Genomic DNA, 14,087 nt, shown 5'->3' with positions numbered 1-14,087 from the left:
CCCTATTCGATTTCGATTAATACGTCCCCTTCGTTTACGAAATCTCCCTCTTGTACACGAATCGCTTTGACTACCCCACTTACTTGTGAAGAGACTGGTATTTCCATTTTCATCGATTCCAAAATGACAACGTCTTGTCCTTCTTCAACGACATCACCTACTTGCACAACAATTTTCCATACGTTCCCTGCCATTAACGCGACAACTTCATGCATGTGTTTTCCCTCCTTTTTTGTTCATATACGTATTCACAAAGTTTGTTGTCGTATGCCCTTGTTGAAATGCTTCATGTGTTAATACAGCCATTAACATCGGTATATTCGTTTTAATTCCTTCGATTTTATACTCACGTAATGCTTCAATCATCGTTGCGATAGCTGTTTGTCGATCGCTTCCTTTGACAATACATTTGGCAATCATCGGATCGTAAAAAGGGGTAACGACAGAACCGCTTTGTACCGCAATTTCATGGCGTACATGTTCCCCGCTCGGCAGTTGTAAAGATGTAATCGTTCCAGGAGAAGGGAAAAATGTGTTTGGGTCTTCGGCGTAAATACGCACTTCAATCGCATGCCCTTCCCGTTTTACTTCAGCTTGTGAAAAAGAAAGTTTTTCTCCCGCTGCAATGCGTAGTTGTTGTTCGACAATGTCAATGCCCGTAATTTCTTCTGTGACGGGATGTTCTACTTGCAAGCGTGTATTCATTTCAAGAAAATAAAAGTTTTTTTGCTCGTCCACGAGAAATTCAATCGTCCCTGCGTTCGTATATCCAATATATTTTGCCGCTTGCACAGCCACCTCTCCCATTTTTTTGCGCGTTTCTTCGTCTAAAAACGGGGATGGGGCTTCTTCAACAACTTTTTGATGTCGACGTTGAATGGAGCACTCTCTTTCCCATAAATACACGCAGTTTCCGTGTTGATCGGCTAACAGTTGAATTTCAATATGGCGCGGATTATCAATATATTTTTCGACATACATCGCTCCGTCTCCAAAAAAGGAAGCGGCACGATTTTTGTTTCCTTCAAATGCTTTGCGTAGCTGCTCTTCGTCATAAACAAGTTGCATGCCAATCCCTCCACCGCCTGCCGATGCTTTCAACATGACCGGATAGCCAATGTTGTTTGCTACATGTGCTGCTTCCTCGACATCAGCAAGCGGAAAGGAGATGCCGGGCACAATCGGCACCCCTGCTTCCGCCATCGTTTGTCTTGCTTCAATTTTACTCCCCATTTTCGCGATGACATCCGGTTTTGGACCGATAAAGACGATCCCTTCCTCTTCGCATCGACGAGCAAATGTTGCATTTTCTGAAAGCAAACCGTAACCAGGGTGGATGGCTTCCGCTTTCGCTTCTTTTGCAATCGAAATGATTTTTTCGATATTTAAATAGCTCTCATTCACGCGCGCTTTTCCAACCACATGCGCCTCGTCCGCTTGTTTTACATGAAGCGAGTCGGCATCCGCTTCCGAATAGATGGCGACCGTTTGAATGCCAAGCTTTTGGCACGTGCGAATGATACGTAAAGCAATTTCCCCTCGATTAGCAATAAGTACTTTTGAGAACATGAGACTCCCCCTCAATATTTCATTTTCGAATGGATTATTCATTGCTGTGAATGGTGCAAATATGAAGTGATCGTATTTGTTAGAAATGTTGCATAGAGGTTACTTATTCGTAGCTTCGTATTGTGCGAGGAATGTAAGTTCATCTAGCATCCTAGTTGACGAGCAATGACTAGCCGCTGAATTTCCGATGTCCCTTCGCCAATTTCCATCAGTTTGATGTCGCGAAGATGACGTTCAACGCCGTATTCTTTCATATATCCGTATCCACCGTGAATTTGAATCGCTTGATTACAAATGTGAAATCCTGTTTCGGAAGCAAATAATTTCGCATACGCTGCTTCTTTTGTAAACGGCTTGCCTTGATCTTTTAACCACGCCGCCTTGTACACCATATTGCGCGCAAGCTCCAATTGCATGGCCATGTCAGCAAGTTTAAACTGGATGGCTTGAAATTTCGCGATCGGTTGCCCGAACTGTTTTCGCTCCTTTGCATACTGAAGCGCTTTCTCGAATGCGGCTTGCGCGATGCCGACAGCTAACGCCGCAATGGAAATGCGTCCCCCATCTAGCGTATATAAAAACTGCTTAAATCCTTTTTTCGGATCGCCTAATATATTTTCTTTTGGCACACGTACATCTTGCAAAACAAGCTCACACGTATTGGATGCACGAACGCCCATCTTGTTATAATGACAATTAATCGAAAACCCTGGCGTATCCGTCGGAACGATGAGCGCAGAAATAATATTTTTTCCTCGTTCATCCTTTCCTGTGACAGCGGTTACAATCACTTGGCGGGCATAACCTGCATTTGTAATCCAACATTTTTCTCCGTTAATGACGTACTCATCGCCCTCTAGAATCGCACGCGTTTGCGTTCCGCCCGCATCAGACCCTGCGTTTGGCTCCGTTAATCCGAACGAGCCGAAAGCCTCACCTTTTGCCATCGGTACAAGCCACTCTTTCTTCTGCTCTTCTGTCCCAAAATAGTAAATTGGACTAGCACCGAGCGATACAGCTGCCGCATAACTTAACCCTGTTCCGCCACACGCTCGACCAATTTCTTCAACCGCAATCGCATACGAAATCGTGTCTCCACCAGAACCGCCATATTGTTCAGGGAACGGAATGCCAAACAGTCCAAGCTCGCCCATTTTTTTGAACGTCTCAATTGGAAAAATGGCCTCCTCATCCCATTTCGACGCGTATGGGGCAATTTCCTTTTCCGCAAAATCGCGAACCATCTCTTTAATCATTTGTTGTTCTTTCGTTAATTCAAAATGCATCGCTTTTCTCCCCCTCTATAAAAATGAAAATATATGAAACCAACAAGCCTGTTTTGATAGCAAACCGACTAGTTGGTCTGTACGCTATGCAACATTCGTCATTCGTCGCCCACATGCGACAAAAGAAATGACGAAATATCTTCATCTCGCTTCGCCTCTTCTGTCAAAAGCGAATGTAAAATTAAATCGTTAAAGGCTGTGGCGATTTGTTCAATCGACATCGGTCCATCAGGCTTATACCATTTATACATCCAGTTGACCATGCCGATAATCGACAATCCCGCAATTTCAACAGGTACTTCTGCACGAAATTGTTTTGCTTCAATACCTTCACGAAGCACTTGAAAAATAATTTGCTTATACTGCTCACGTTTTGCGTTAATTTTTTCAGCGTATTCCGGCTTTAAATATGCTGCCTCTTGATTGAACACCGTAATGTGCGGTTTATATATATGAAAAACTCTGACAAACGACTGAATGATTGCACATAGCCGCTTAGTCGGCGTCTTATATTTTACATATGCTTCTTGCGCTTTATTTAGCACATACGTAATAAACACATCATGAATATGGTAAAGCAATTCATCTTTCGACTTAAAATTATGATAAAATCCCCCTTTTGACGCTCCACATTCAGCAACAATTCGATCAACCGTTACTCCATGATATCCATACTTTTCGAACAACGTGAGCGCCGTTTCAATAATGCGGTCTTTTAATTGCTTTTCAACCATGCGTACAAACTCCTTTTTGTTGTATTTTAACACAATTTTCAGAAAAGTTAAATGATTTTTTGTTCTAGCAAGTAGTATTTTATTAAGAAAAAAGAAACTGTTGAAATGTTTTACATTTTTAAATATAATAATATTCAGAAAATTTTAAAAGGTGGCTGTGATGAATATAAACAAATATATCCATAACCTAACAACAATTCTTACACCTTATTTCAACGTTTATCGGGATGAAAAGCTCGGCACATTGTCTTTACCTTTTTATGCTCATTATCACCGACGTGATGAGAAATATTTTATGACAAAAAAGTCGAAAATTTGGGCTGTTGAAAATGAGCAATTTATTTTTGTGTGGCAAAAAGAAAATATCGTGACAAAAGAAGACATCACACAATTCTCTCAAACATTTATCAATCATGTGCCGAACTACATATCCAACCATCAAGATCATATGTCTACCGTTTTCATCGGGGCAATTGTCGCACCAAATGCATGTGATGAAGCAATAAAGGAGGTGAAACGATTTCGCAAGCTACAATTTATTCGTTTCGGATTACACGGTTGGCTCGAGTGTTATATTGCGATCATCGCTTTAGACTCAAAACAATTATTTACTCACCGAAAAGCTCGGTCGTTTACACATGTTTTCGAAAAACCATTTGAGGAGGATGTGCGTTGAACTTATTAACGTTGTTACTTGTTTGCGGAGTCATTTTAGTCATTGCCTATTTTACATATGGACGCTTTCTCGAAAGACAATTGAAAGTTGATAGCAATCGCAAAACACCAGCGTATGAAATGTATGATGGTATAGATTACGTGCCGGCAAAAAAACCTGTTTTACTTGGACATCATTTCGCTACAATCGCTGGAGGGGGACCAATTGTAGGCCCCATCACTGCTGCCGTGTTCGGTTGGTTTCCTGCTGTTTTATGGATTATGATCGGAGGCATTTTTATTGGCGGTGTTCATGATTATACATCATTGCAAGCTTCGATTCGCCATAAAGCACAATCGATCGGGACGATTATTAAACAATATATGGGAAGTCGCGGACAAGTATTATTTTTAACTTTCTCTATCGCGACACTTATGCTCGTTGTTGGTGTATTTATTATTTTAGTTGCAAATACGTTTGTCGCTGTTCCACAAGCAGCTACAGCATCTGTTTTATTCCTCGGCATTGCGATTATTTTTGGCTTTTTTGTTAATCAAATGCGAATGAACTTATTTGTAGCCAGCGTGCTAGGGGTTATCGCTATGCTCTTATCTGTATGGGTTGGCATTCAATATCCACTTTCGTTAAGCGCAACAACATGGTCACTTATTTTACTAGGTTACGCATACGCTGCATCGGTATTACCTGTCTGGATTTTGTTACAACCACGCGATTATTTAAACTCATTTCTTTTATACGGCATGATTGCTGGGGCTGCTGTCGGCATGATTATCGCTGCACCGACTATTCAGTTTCCAGCGTTTACAGGTTTTTATCACGAAAAACTCGGATTTTTGTTTCCAATTTTGTTCATTACAATCGCTTGCGGTGCTATTTCAGGCTTCCATTCGCTCGTATCATCTGGAACGACCGCAAAACAGCTTGATAATGAGAAAAATGGGAAATTTATCGCCTATGGTGGTATGTTGTTAGAAAGCTTTTTGGCAATCATTTCGGTTGGAACGGTCGCGTATTTAACACAAGCTGACTTTGCGACTCGTATGAGTGAACTTGGTGGGCCAATTGGTACATTTTCTGCTGGTGTTGGTTATTTTATGTCCCATGTCGGCATCCCAGAAGCAACAGCAGTTACATTTACCGCACTTACAGCATCCGCTTTCTTATTAACAACATTAGATTCAGCAACACGGTTAATGCGCTACGCCATTCAAGAACTTGGTGAAGAGCGAACAAACGCATTTAAAAATAATCATGTCGCAACAACAGTTGGTCTGATCGGTGCTGGAGCGCTTGCATTATCAGGAACATGGCAGTCCGTCTGGCCGCTTTTCGGGGCAGCGAATCAAATGCTCGGGGCGCTTGCTTTGCTAGCTGTTTCCGCATGGCTCATGAAAATTGGCGCCAAATCGTTTTATGTTGTCATCCCAATGGTGTTTATGCTCGTTGTAACGATTGCTGCTCTTTGTGTGTTGATGTATCAAAACGCATTAAAACAAAATTGGCTATTAGCTGGCTCTGCTTTCATTCTTTTCGTTTTATGCATTTTCTTAGCCATTGAAGGATGGGGAGCGATGACGAAAACAACGAAAAAAGAAGTCGTTTCTTACCACCGATAAATGAAATGAAGCTAGCGCTTTTATTGCGCTAGCTTCGTTTTCATATATGGTCGCAAAGTTGAAAATGGAATAAGAAATTCGCGAATGCCTGCGGCGTATGGGGCTATTTCATAAAGTCCATAATAAACGACAATACCATCTTTCGTCATATAATAAGGTTGATCATTCGGCATCTTTTGCACAACAGCGATGGCGTTGTCAAAATATAAATCGTTTTCTTTTTTATTTGAGCAATCACTTCGTCTATAATCACTTGTTTGTATTTCGTTCCTTTTTTAAATAAGTCGCTTAGTAACAACGATTTCCCTGTATGGAAATCGAAATTGTTTGGCACTTTCACTGTCATTCCGTGCGCCCCACCTGTATAGCCATATAACGTAACAGGAATGCTTAAAATGCCACGTTGATTGTACGTCACCTCATAATTACTGACTGCCGCATGTAGCCGATATGGAAATCCTTCCTTTTTACTTATCGCCATATTTTCTCGCGCTTGCTTTTCTACTTCACGTTTTAAATCAAGCGACTCCTTTCGCAATAAACGATTGACTTGGCGTTGGAACGATTGGTTGATCGAGCCGGATACAATCGGAATGTTTAAATCGACTTCCATCAGTTCATTTGTATATTTCATTTGCTTCGTTGTCACAGTAAGTGGCTGGCTGTACGCCGTCAATATAAATAACGCCAACACCATCATCCATATTGTCCGTTGTTTGAACACGATGTTCACCTCGTTTGTTTTACCGAAAGTTTGCGTTGAAACAAACGGGTTTATACATCATCGCTACCATTTATTTTAACATTTGTTTCACTAACTCCCGATTTCGCTCCTTAAACGCTTCGTAGTGAGACGAAACGATCGCATACGGATCGGCAGTTGGCTCAATAAACCGTTTCGCGCTATTCACTGCATTCGCTGCATCTTGGAAAGCTCCCGTAAGTAAATATAACTTCCCATCATACTTCAAAATATCTCCTGCTGCATATAAACCTGGAACAGAACATTCACCTTTTGCGTTCCCTGCAACATAATGATCGTCTGCCATTTGAATTGGCAGTTCGCTATTCATGAGCAATGAAGCATCTCGTTCATACCCATGGCTAATAATGACATCATCTATATCGAGTTCAAACACATCGCCCGTTTCATGATTTGTCAATACCACTCGCTCAATCGTTTCATGATTCGCACGAGCAACTAATTTTGTAATGGACGTATGAAAAAAGCAAGTTGCTGAACTATTCAATAATTGCGTCACTGGCGCTTCATGCCCTTTTAACGATTCATTGCGATAAGTCACATATACTTTTTTGGCAATCGGCACGAGCTCATTTGCCCAATCAATCGCTGTATTTCCCCCGCCTGAAATGATCACCGTTTTCCCTTTAAACTGTTTTAACGATTTCACCGTATAATGTAAATTTGTAATTTCAAATTTTTCGGCTCCTTCAATTTGAAGCTTTTGCGGTTTTAATATACCGCTTCCTACTGCAATAATGACCGTTTTCGACACATGTTGTTGTCCGGATGATGTTTGTAAAACAAATATCCCGTCCTCTCTTCGCCGAATCGCTTCAACTTTTTCATTTAATACAACGGTTGGATGAAAGGTCATCGCTTGTTTAACAAGTTGCTCACGTAATTTCTCTCCCGTAATCGGAGCATGTCCCCCAACATCCCAAATCATTTTTTCTGGATACACATGCAATTTCCCACCTAATTGTGGCTGATATTCAATCAGTTTTGTTTTCATTTCTCGAAGTCCACTATAAAACGTCGCATACAGCCCCGCCGGACCGCCTCCAATAATCGTCACATCGTATAGTTGTTCCATCGCTATCACCTTTTAAATTTGATTATCATTCTCATTTAAATATACATCTTTTTTCAACCTTTTACAATGTAAAAAAGACAGGCTTATGCCTGCCTACTTTTTGCCTGTGTAAATGAAAATGGCGTCACGAAGAAACTCCGCCATTCCTGACTGTTTTTGGTCGTAGTATGCTTTAAACCGCTCATCATCCACATACATTTGTGCCAATCCTGCATGTGCTTCTTTTGAGTAATGATCCCAAAAATAGCCTAACCATTGACGGTGCAAATCGGCTGCCTTTTGGGCAAGCTCTCCCGCCGGGTCGCCAGTCAAAAACGCTTCATGCAATACGCGCAATACTTCTTCGCCGAGCTTTGTTGCTTCTTCGTATTGTGCTTGCGTCATGTTTTTTACTTTTTCGTTTGATTTGTTCACTTGCTCATCGCCGTATTTTTCCCGGATTTCTTTGCCATATTTTCGTTCGTTCTCGTCAATGAGCTGCTGTTTAAACGCCTCAAATTTTTCTTTGTCGCTCATCATGATTCTCCCTTCTTTCGCTAATAGTGTTTTTTCAACATTGGCGATTAACGCCTCTAATCGCCGCTGTTCTGCCAAGAGTTTTTCGCGATGCTGCTTCAACGCCTGTACGTCGTCAAATGACGGGGACGTAATGATTTGCTTAATCGTTTCTAAATCAACCCCAAGTTCGCGATAAAACAAAATTTGCTGAAGTTGGTCTACCTCTTTCGGTCCGTATATGCGATAACCTGAGGCGTTTACTCTCGCTGGTTTCAAAAGACCGATTTCATCATAATATCGTAGCGTTCGGCTCGTAACCCCCGCCAATTTCGCTAGTTGCTGCACCGTATACTCCACTCGCTCACCTCCTGACAATTTCATGATAAACGTTTACGTAACGTCAATGTAAAGCAAAAAATAAAAAAATCTCGCCATAAAATTAGGAGTTTTTGCTACATGTTTTCTCTCTTTCTTTTATACATTTGTTGAAATTCTTGAAAGTCGGTATGATTTGTAATGGGATTGATGAGCGGAAAATCAAAGTATTCACTTATCCATTTAAAATCTTTATCATTATTACTAACTAACGGGATGCGATGTACAATAGCTGTCGCTGCGATGAGCGCATCTGGTCCTTTCGGAACTCTTCTACCCAATAATTTTGCCTTTCTTCTAATTTCGCCTGCCTTCATAGCAATCGGACTAGTAATATCAATAATTTCATCTATCATCTTGTATACGTAATCCTCTCTAATTTGCTTAACGATTGGATTCGTTTCAATTTCGTAGTGAGACATGAGCTCCATTTCAATTACAGTATTAATGACCAACGACTGTTCACTTTTAATTAATTCACGTATATAAAAAACAACATCTGGATAACCCATTTCGTGAGCGACCCAGATGTTGCTATCGATTAACTTTCGGCACACGTTTCATCCTCCCGATCATATTCTCGATTGGCAATTCGAATGCTTTCTTCTACTCCCTTTACGCTAAAATAATCAGCACTACCTGCTAGTTTTTCAGCGAGGACTAACTTCTCTTCTTTCGTTAACCGTTTTCTTTCAGGTTTCAATATGACCTTATCTCCCTCCTCAATAATCACGATGGCATGTTCCGTTTCAAATAAAACGTTGTTTTTTCGAGAATAAACCCACCTTTTCAACAATTCAAAATCATTTGCTGAAATACGCATCTCCACCCCTCCTTCCAATATTTTTACCTTATTATAACAAATTTCGCACCGTACACAATATGCAATTATTTAACCAACCCGTGTTTAAATGCATAAATGACCGCTTGCGTCCGGTCTTGGACATCTAGTTTCGCTAAAATATTGCTGACGTGGACTTTGACCGTTTTTAACGAAATAAACAGTTCCTCAGCAATTTCTTGGTTCGTTTTTCCTTGCGCAATGAATAACAACACTTCCATCTCGCGGCTCGTTAGTTGTTCGTGTGGAAGCGATTGTTTTCGCACGTTATTTATCATTTTTCCCGTTACTTCTGGTTCGAATACCGATTGCCCATGAAACGTGGCACGAATCGCATTCGCAATTTCGCTTGCTTTCGACGTTTTTAACATATAACTGACTGCCCCCGCTTCAATCGCTGGATATACTTTATCATCGTCTAAAAAACTTGTCACAATCATAATTTTTGCGTCTGGCCAAGCGCTGATAATTTGTTTCGTCGCTTCAATGCCGTCCATCGGCTCCATCACTAAATCCATTAAAATAATATCCGGGCGAAGTTGAAGTGCAAGTTCAACCCCTTTTTCTCCGCTTTCTGCTTCCCCGACAACTTCCATATCCGGCTGGGCAGATAAATACGCGGAAACACCAAGCCGCACCATTTCATGGTCATCGACAAGCAATACTTTAATCACCTTGCTTCCTCCCTTACACAAGCGGTACTTTCACTTCTAGCCGAGTTCCTTTATTTTTTATGCTTACGATTTTTAACGTCCCACCGATTTCAGCCGCTCGTTCGTACATATGCTGTAAGCCATAAGAGCCGCTTTTTGTCCGCTCGACATCAAAGCCCACTCCATCATCCGACACGCGCAAAATGACAAACCCATCTCGCTCAAGCAACAACACTTCTAACATCGTCGCTTTCGCATGACGAAGCGTATTAGACACCGATTCTTGTAAAATACGGAATAAATGATCTTCCACCCCACGGTCGAGCGTCACATCTTCTATTTTCCACTTCATCTCCATCGGCACTTTTTGGGCAAGCTCCGTCAACAGCTCTCTCATTCCATCTTGAAGCGACTTTCCTTTCAGCTGTACAGGCCGTAGATGAAGCAACAATGCCCGCATTTCCAATTGGGATTGGTGAATCATTTGTTCGACAAGCTTCAATTGCTTTTTCCCTTGTTCGCTTCCTGCATATGTTTCCATTAGTGCAGACATCATCATCGATGCAGCAAATAGTTGTTGGCTGACGGAATCATGCAATTCGCGCGCTAGACGGTTTCGTTCTTCTGAAATAATTCGCTCGATTAACTCTCCTTCGTTTTCCACTTTTTCTGTCACCAATTTTTGCGTGAGCTTCGTTTGTTCAAACGAATGTTTTTGCAGCTTTTCAATTCTCTCCCATACATCCGCAAGTTCTTTTGCCGTTTGTTGGCGCGGTAACTCTGTATTCCCTTGTTCGATTTGAAGCAACGCATATTCAATAGCTCGCCATTGTTTTCGCCAAAACCAATCGAACGAAACGCCAAAAAGCACGCCGATAACCCCGCTTGCCATAAATAAAAAAGCGACAAACGGCACCCCGAGCACTGTTTCGTCCCATAGTGCCGACCACTTCGCAGGTGGAAACGTAAAAGCATACGAAAGAAATAATACAACCGAAACGGTAAAAGCGAGTCGAAGTGCCCCAACGATATGTCGGTTCATATTCGTTTCACCTCAACATTTCCAATCGCCATCGAGGTGATGATTTTTAACTTCTGCTCGGACGTTTCATACGCTGGCGTTTGATAAATAAACGTTTGATTCCATAGCCGCTCCGTTTTTCTTGAAAAAATAGACGCTGCCCCAAACAGCACGGAATGGACAACGCTCACTTCCATTTCATATGGAACGAAAATGTGCACATTCCCAATCCAGCCGCGGATAACGATGACCGCTTCCCCTTTCGGAACGACCGCATAGCTTAAATTAACGACTGTATCGCCAATGCCTGTTTGAATGTTTACATCGCTCCATTCATACGCATGCTCGGGCGTTTTTTGCCGACCGAACAACATGTTTTGAAAAAGCGGCTGACGAAAAACGAGTTCTGTTTCTGCATTGTTTGTTTTCATCTCCGGACAGATAACGGAAGGATGTCGCTTCGATTGAGCAAATTGGATAATCGCATACAACAATAGTGCGACAAGTAAAAACCTAACCGTGATCATCGTGAACACATGCACAAAAAGACCGAGGCACCCAAGCCAGAAGACGATTTTGCCAAGTTTCCGATGCCATTTTTTTCTCCCGATATAAATCAATCCTGCCGAAAAAAGAACAGAGAAAACAATGCCTGGATGAAAAAACGAAATTTCCAGCGCAAAAATAACGAGCGCAAGCAGTACCACCCAACTGACATAGTCGGTCGTTTTTTGTTGATCCATGGGGCTTCCCTCTTTCTGCGATAAATCAATAAAACGAAAAAGGCGCAACAACGTACGCCTTTAGCATATATGTTTATTGCTCTTGCTGCAACCGCTTTTCTAATTCGGCAATGCGAGCATCAATCGTATGGCGATAATAGTCTGACTGTACTTGTTGCTCGAGGCGTTCTAAATATGACTCTGTATCCGCAAACGTAGAAAGCGCTGGGCTTGCATACCCGTCTAATACACGATTCATACGGTAATGCGCCCGTGCGATATTTTCTCGCCCCATGAGCTCCATGCGGCGCATATGCATATCTTTGAGTTGATGTTTCATTTGTTCGTATTTTTTCTCTAGTTCCAATAGCTGTTCGTTTGTTTGCTCAAGCAATTGCTTTAATCTCGTCGCTCGCTCTTCGTACTGCATTTGCTCATGAGACGCAAACGTAAACAACTCTGACTCACCAGCTTTTGAGGCAATATCTGCCTGTTTCTTCCTCTTTTCCGCAAGCTGTATAGCTTCGCGATATTCGCGTGTAAACTGCTCTTTCAGCAAGTATTGCCGTTCCAGCAGCTTCCGTACTTTTTCTACTTCTTGTTCGCATTGGCGTAAGTATTCATTTAGCACCGCAATCGGATTTTTCTTTTCCTTTTCATCCAACCATTCATGAATATCAGCCGCAATCATCGTTTTCACGCGAGAAAGTAACCCCATTGTTCTTCGCTCCTTTAATAATGTTTTTGTAGTTCTGCCCATTGCTTTTCAAAATGAACGAACGGATCGTCAACGACTTGCACTACTTCTTTCGGTTCGTTCCATTTTTTATACACGACATAAAGCACATACGCTGCTACAATGGCAATAAGCGCTGGTACATTCGAGACGCTCACCATCAGCGCAGCCAAGCCAATCAGCGCCCAAACGATTTTGCCAAACGCCGAATCGGCTTTGAAAAACTTTTTCACCGCATAATACAAAATCGCCAAGCTGATCGCTAACCCAACGAGCGGACCGAGGTGAAACATAAGCACGAACACCGCAATTCCACCTGCAAGCAATAACCCGATTTTTTTTAACATCCCTTTCGCCTCCTTCCTTGCTTTCATCTTACCGATTCTTATCTTTCTTCATCATGTCCCATAGCTATATTTTCAACTACGACTCAAGGCGTATTTTTATAATGACGAAAGTCGTTTCAATTGTTATGCGAAGGAGGTATAATAGTAATAAAACAGGAGTGTGTATAAGCATGGCACGAGGCATATCGTATCAAGCGAAAGACATTTTGTTCAAATCATTAAGTGAGTTGTACAAAAATCAAGCACTCGATGTATACGGACTCCACGGACTCCCTAAAATTAAAGCATTGCTACCAAATGAGTTTCCAGCTGTCCAAGCGAGCACGAAGCGATCGGATACGCTATTTCTTCTTGAAGACGACTCCATTCTTCTACTCGAATATGAAAGCAACAATCGATTTATCGCTAACCATCTAAAGTACCTCGATTATGCTTACCGACTATTAGACACATATTATAAAACAGAGAAACAAGTTCGACCGATTCGTATTGTTGTTATTTACACGAGTGATGTCACACGTGTGGAGGAGCAACTACATGCAGGCGATGTATTCATTTCCTCAAAGGCAGTATTACTTTGTGAATTCAACGGCGATGCGATTTTTCATGCAATTGAAGAAAAAATTCGCAACAATGAACCGTTAACTGCCGAAGAAACGATGAAGCTCATTCTCGTCCCACTCATGCAGAGCCGCTACGATCGACAAACGATGATTGAAAAAACGATTGGACTCGCAAAAGAAATCACAGATGAGCCGACACAACTGCACATCATCGCTGGCGTTTTAACAGCTACCGACAAATTGATTGACGAGCACTATGCAAAAAAAGTAAAGGAGTGGATGAAAATGAACAAAGTCCTACGCTTGCTTGTCGAAGAATTAGAACAAGAAAAAGAACTAGCTGTAAAAGCTGCAATGGAAGAAATAGAGGAGAGAATGAAACAAACCTTGCAAGAAACAGCAAAGAAAAAGGCCATCGACATCGCTAAAAATCTTTTAGATGTTTTACCTATTCACGAAATAGCAAAACGGACAGGTCTTTCGATTGCAGAAGTTGCTGACTTAGCAAAAGAAATGGAAGCATCGCTTCATAACAAGGAGCCGCAATAAAACAAAGCGGCTCTTTTTTTTTGCATAATTTCAAAATTAGGTCTCCGTTATGCCAATATGTTA

18 protein-coding genes are annotated in these 14,087 nt (G+C 41.6%); 3 read left to right on the top strand and 15 right to left on the bottom strand.

Features of this window, described 5'->3' with window-relative positions:
- Positions 1-2: 2 nt before the first annotated feature.
- From ES017_RS13725 to ES017_RS13710, 4 genes are all read right to left on the bottom strand, one after another.
- Positions 3-215, bottom strand: a complete 213-nt coding sequence (locus ES017_RS13725; RefSeq protein WP_021095842.1) for an acetyl-CoA carboxylase biotin carboxyl carrier protein subunit — start codon at positions 213-215, stop codon at positions 3-5.
- Positions 208-1,569 carry an acetyl-CoA carboxylase biotin carboxylase subunit gene (gene accC, locus ES017_RS13720; RefSeq protein ID WP_021095843.1) on the bottom strand — a complete coding sequence of 454 codons (1,362 nt, stop codon included), beginning with the start codon at positions 1,567-1,569 and terminating at the stop codon, positions 208-210. The genes ES017_RS13725 and accC overlap by 8 nt, the downstream gene beginning before the upstream one ends.
- 143 nt (positions 1,570-1,712) lie before the next feature.
- Positions 1,713-2,855 (bottom strand): acyl-CoA dehydrogenase, encoded by a 1,143-nt coding sequence (locus ES017_RS13715; RefSeq protein WP_042536272.1) that lies wholly within the window; start codon positions 2,853-2,855, stop codon positions 1,713-1,715.
- Between the two features lie 98 nt (positions 2,856-2,953).
- A complete protein-coding gene (locus tag ES017_RS13710) occupies positions 2,954-3,589 on the bottom strand; it encodes a TetR/AcrR family transcriptional regulator (protein WP_019416563.1) in 636 nt (211 codons plus the stop codon).
- Between the two features lie 160 nt (positions 3,590-3,749).
- Between ES017_RS13710 and ES017_RS13705 the strand changes: the two genes are divergently transcribed.
- Positions 3,750-4,265 carry a DUF8052 family protein gene (locus tag ES017_RS13705; protein ID WP_042536447.1) on the top strand — a complete coding sequence of 172 codons (516 nt, stop codon included), beginning with the start codon at positions 3,750-3,752 and terminating at the stop codon, positions 4,263-4,265.
- The gene (locus ES017_RS13700) at positions 4,262-5,881 is read left to right on the top strand and encodes a carbon starvation CstA family protein (protein WP_042536446.1); all 1,620 of its coding nucleotides are present in this window, start codon (positions 4,262-4,264) and stop codon (positions 5,879-5,881) included. Before ES017_RS13705 ends, ES017_RS13700 begins: the two co-directional genes overlap by 4 nt.
- Positions 5,882-5,901: 20 nt before the next feature.
- Here ES017_RS13700 and ES017_RS16020 read toward each other — a convergent pair whose 3' ends face one another.
- The 11 genes from ES017_RS16020 to ES017_RS13650 all read right to left on the bottom strand — a co-directional run bounded on the left by ES017_RS16020 (position 5,902) and on the right by ES017_RS13650 (position 12,912).
- Positions 5,902-6,030: an RsiV family protein gene (locus ES017_RS16020; RefSeq protein WP_244463847.1), complete on the bottom strand. Its 129-nt coding sequence runs from the start codon at positions 6,028-6,030 to the stop codon at positions 5,902-5,904.
- Positions 6,027-6,605: a DUF4163 domain-containing protein gene (locus ES017_RS13695; RefSeq protein WP_368737197.1), complete on the bottom strand. Its 579-nt coding sequence runs from the start codon at positions 6,603-6,605 to the stop codon at positions 6,027-6,029. Before ES017_RS13695 ends, ES017_RS16020 begins: the two co-directional genes overlap by 4 nt.
- Before the next feature lie 70 nt (positions 6,606-6,675).
- Positions 6,676-7,719, bottom strand: coding sequence for an NAD(P)/FAD-dependent oxidoreductase (locus tag ES017_RS13690; protein WP_171335220.1), 1,044 nt, complete (start codon positions 7,717-7,719; stop codon positions 6,676-6,678).
- A 93-nt stretch (positions 7,720-7,812) separates the two neighbouring features.
- Complete coding sequence (locus tag ES017_RS13685; RefSeq protein ID WP_171335219.1) at positions 7,813-8,598, bottom strand: MerR family transcriptional regulator; 786 nt, start codon at positions 8,596-8,598, stop codon at positions 7,813-7,815.
- Between the two features lie 71 nt (positions 8,599-8,669).
- A complete protein-coding gene (locus ES017_RS13680; RefSeq protein WP_019416557.1) occupies positions 8,670-9,149 on the bottom strand; it encodes a type II toxin-antitoxin system VapC family toxin in 480 nt (159 codons plus the stop codon).
- A complete protein-coding gene (locus ES017_RS13675; RefSeq protein WP_019416556.1) occupies positions 9,134-9,415 on the bottom strand; it encodes a hypothetical protein in 282 nt (93 codons plus the stop codon). Before ES017_RS13675 ends, ES017_RS13680 begins: the two co-directional genes overlap by 16 nt.
- A 65-nt stretch (positions 9,416-9,480) precedes the next feature.
- Positions 9,481-10,107, bottom strand: a complete 627-nt coding sequence (locus ES017_RS13670; protein ID WP_171335218.1) for a response regulator transcription factor — start codon at positions 10,105-10,107, stop codon at positions 9,481-9,483.
- A 13-nt stretch (positions 10,108-10,120) separates the two neighbouring features.
- Complete coding sequence (locus ES017_RS13665) at positions 10,121-11,128, bottom strand: sensor histidine kinase (RefSeq protein WP_042895814.1); 1,008 nt, start codon at positions 11,126-11,128, stop codon at positions 10,121-10,123.
- Positions 11,125-11,850 (bottom strand): cell wall-active antibiotics response protein LiaF, encoded by a 726-nt coding sequence (gene liaF / locus ES017_RS13660; protein WP_021096037.1) that lies wholly within the window; start codon positions 11,848-11,850, stop codon positions 11,125-11,127. Before liaF ends, ES017_RS13665 begins: the two co-directional genes overlap by 4 nt.
- A 73-nt stretch (positions 11,851-11,923) precedes the next feature.
- Positions 11,924-12,547 (bottom strand): PspA/IM30 family protein, encoded by a 624-nt coding sequence (locus tag ES017_RS13655; RefSeq protein ID WP_021096038.1) that lies wholly within the window; start codon positions 12,545-12,547, stop codon positions 11,924-11,926.
- Between the two features lie 14 nt (positions 12,548-12,561).
- Positions 12,562-12,912, bottom strand: coding sequence for a lmo0954 family membrane protein (locus tag ES017_RS13650; RefSeq protein ID WP_021096039.1), 351 nt, complete (start codon positions 12,910-12,912; stop codon positions 12,562-12,564).
- Positions 12,913-13,082: 170 nt separating this feature from the next.
- Here ES017_RS13650 and ES017_RS13645 point away from each other — a divergent pair, with 170 nt between their 5' ends.
- A complete protein-coding gene (locus ES017_RS13645) occupies positions 13,083-14,024 on the top strand; it encodes an RpnC/YadD family protein (protein ID WP_021096040.1) in 942 nt (313 codons plus the stop codon).
- The last annotated feature ends 63 nt before the right edge of the window (positions 14,025-14,087 follow it).

This window comes from Anoxybacillus sp. EFIL, assembly GCF_013096955.1.
GTDB classification, from domain to species: Bacteria; Bacillota; Bacilli; order Bacillales; family Anoxybacillaceae; genus Anoxybacillus; species Anoxybacillus ayderensis.
Note: the sequence above shows the minus strand (reverse complement) of the source record. Positions and strands in the feature narration are given on the sequence as shown.

Excerpts from the sequence above, each read along its gene's own strand:
- ES017_RS16020 (WP_244463847.1), bottom strand. The coding sequence starts at position 6,030 with ATGACGAAAGATGGTATTGTCGTTTATTATGGACTTTATGAAATAGCC.
- accC (WP_021095843.1), bottom strand. The coding sequence starts at position 1,569 with ATGTTCTCAAAAGTACTTATTGCTAATCGAGGGGAAATTGCTTTACGT.
- ES017_RS13725 (WP_021095842.1), bottom strand. The coding sequence starts at position 215 with ATGCATGAAGTTGTCGCGTTAATGGCAGGGAACGTATGGAAAATTGTT.
- ES017_RS13650 (WP_021096039.1), bottom strand. The coding sequence starts at position 12,912 with ATGTTAAAAAAAATCGGGTTATTGCTTGCAGGTGGAATTGCGGTGTTC.
- ES017_RS13675 (WP_019416556.1), bottom strand. The coding sequence starts at position 9,415 with ATGCGTATTTCAGCAAATGATTTTGAATTGTTGAAAAGGTGGGTTTAT.
- ES017_RS13705 (WP_042536447.1), top strand. The coding sequence starts at position 3,750 with ATGAATATAAACAAATATATCCATAACCTAACAACAATTCTTACACCT.
- ES017_RS13645 (WP_021096040.1), top strand. The coding sequence starts at position 13,083 with ATGGCACGAGGCATATCGTATCAAGCGAAAGACATTTTGTTCAAATCA.
- ES017_RS13710 (WP_019416563.1), bottom strand. The coding sequence starts at position 3,589 with ATGGTTGAAAAGCAATTAAAAGACCGCATTATTGAAACGGCGCTCACG.
- ES017_RS13685 (WP_171335219.1), bottom strand. The coding sequence starts at position 8,598 with ATGAAATTGTCAGGAGGTGAGCGAGTGGAGTATACGGTGCAGCAACTA.
- liaF (WP_021096037.1), bottom strand. The coding sequence starts at position 11,850 with ATGGATCAACAAAAAACGACCGACTATGTCAGTTGGGTGGTACTGCTT.
- ES017_RS13655 (WP_021096038.1), bottom strand. The coding sequence starts at position 12,547 with ATGGGGTTACTTTCTCGCGTGAAAACGATGATTGCGGCTGATATTCAT.
- ES017_RS13690 (WP_171335220.1), bottom strand. The coding sequence starts at position 7,719 with ATGGAACAACTATACGATGTGACGATTATTGGAGGCGGTCCGGCGGGG.
- ES017_RS13715 (WP_042536272.1), bottom strand. The coding sequence starts at position 2,855 with ATGCATTTTGAATTAACGAAAGAACAACAAATGATTAAAGAGATGGTT.
- ES017_RS13665 (WP_042895814.1), bottom strand. The coding sequence starts at position 11,128 with ATGAACCGACATATCGTTGGGGCACTTCGACTCGCTTTTACCGTTTCG.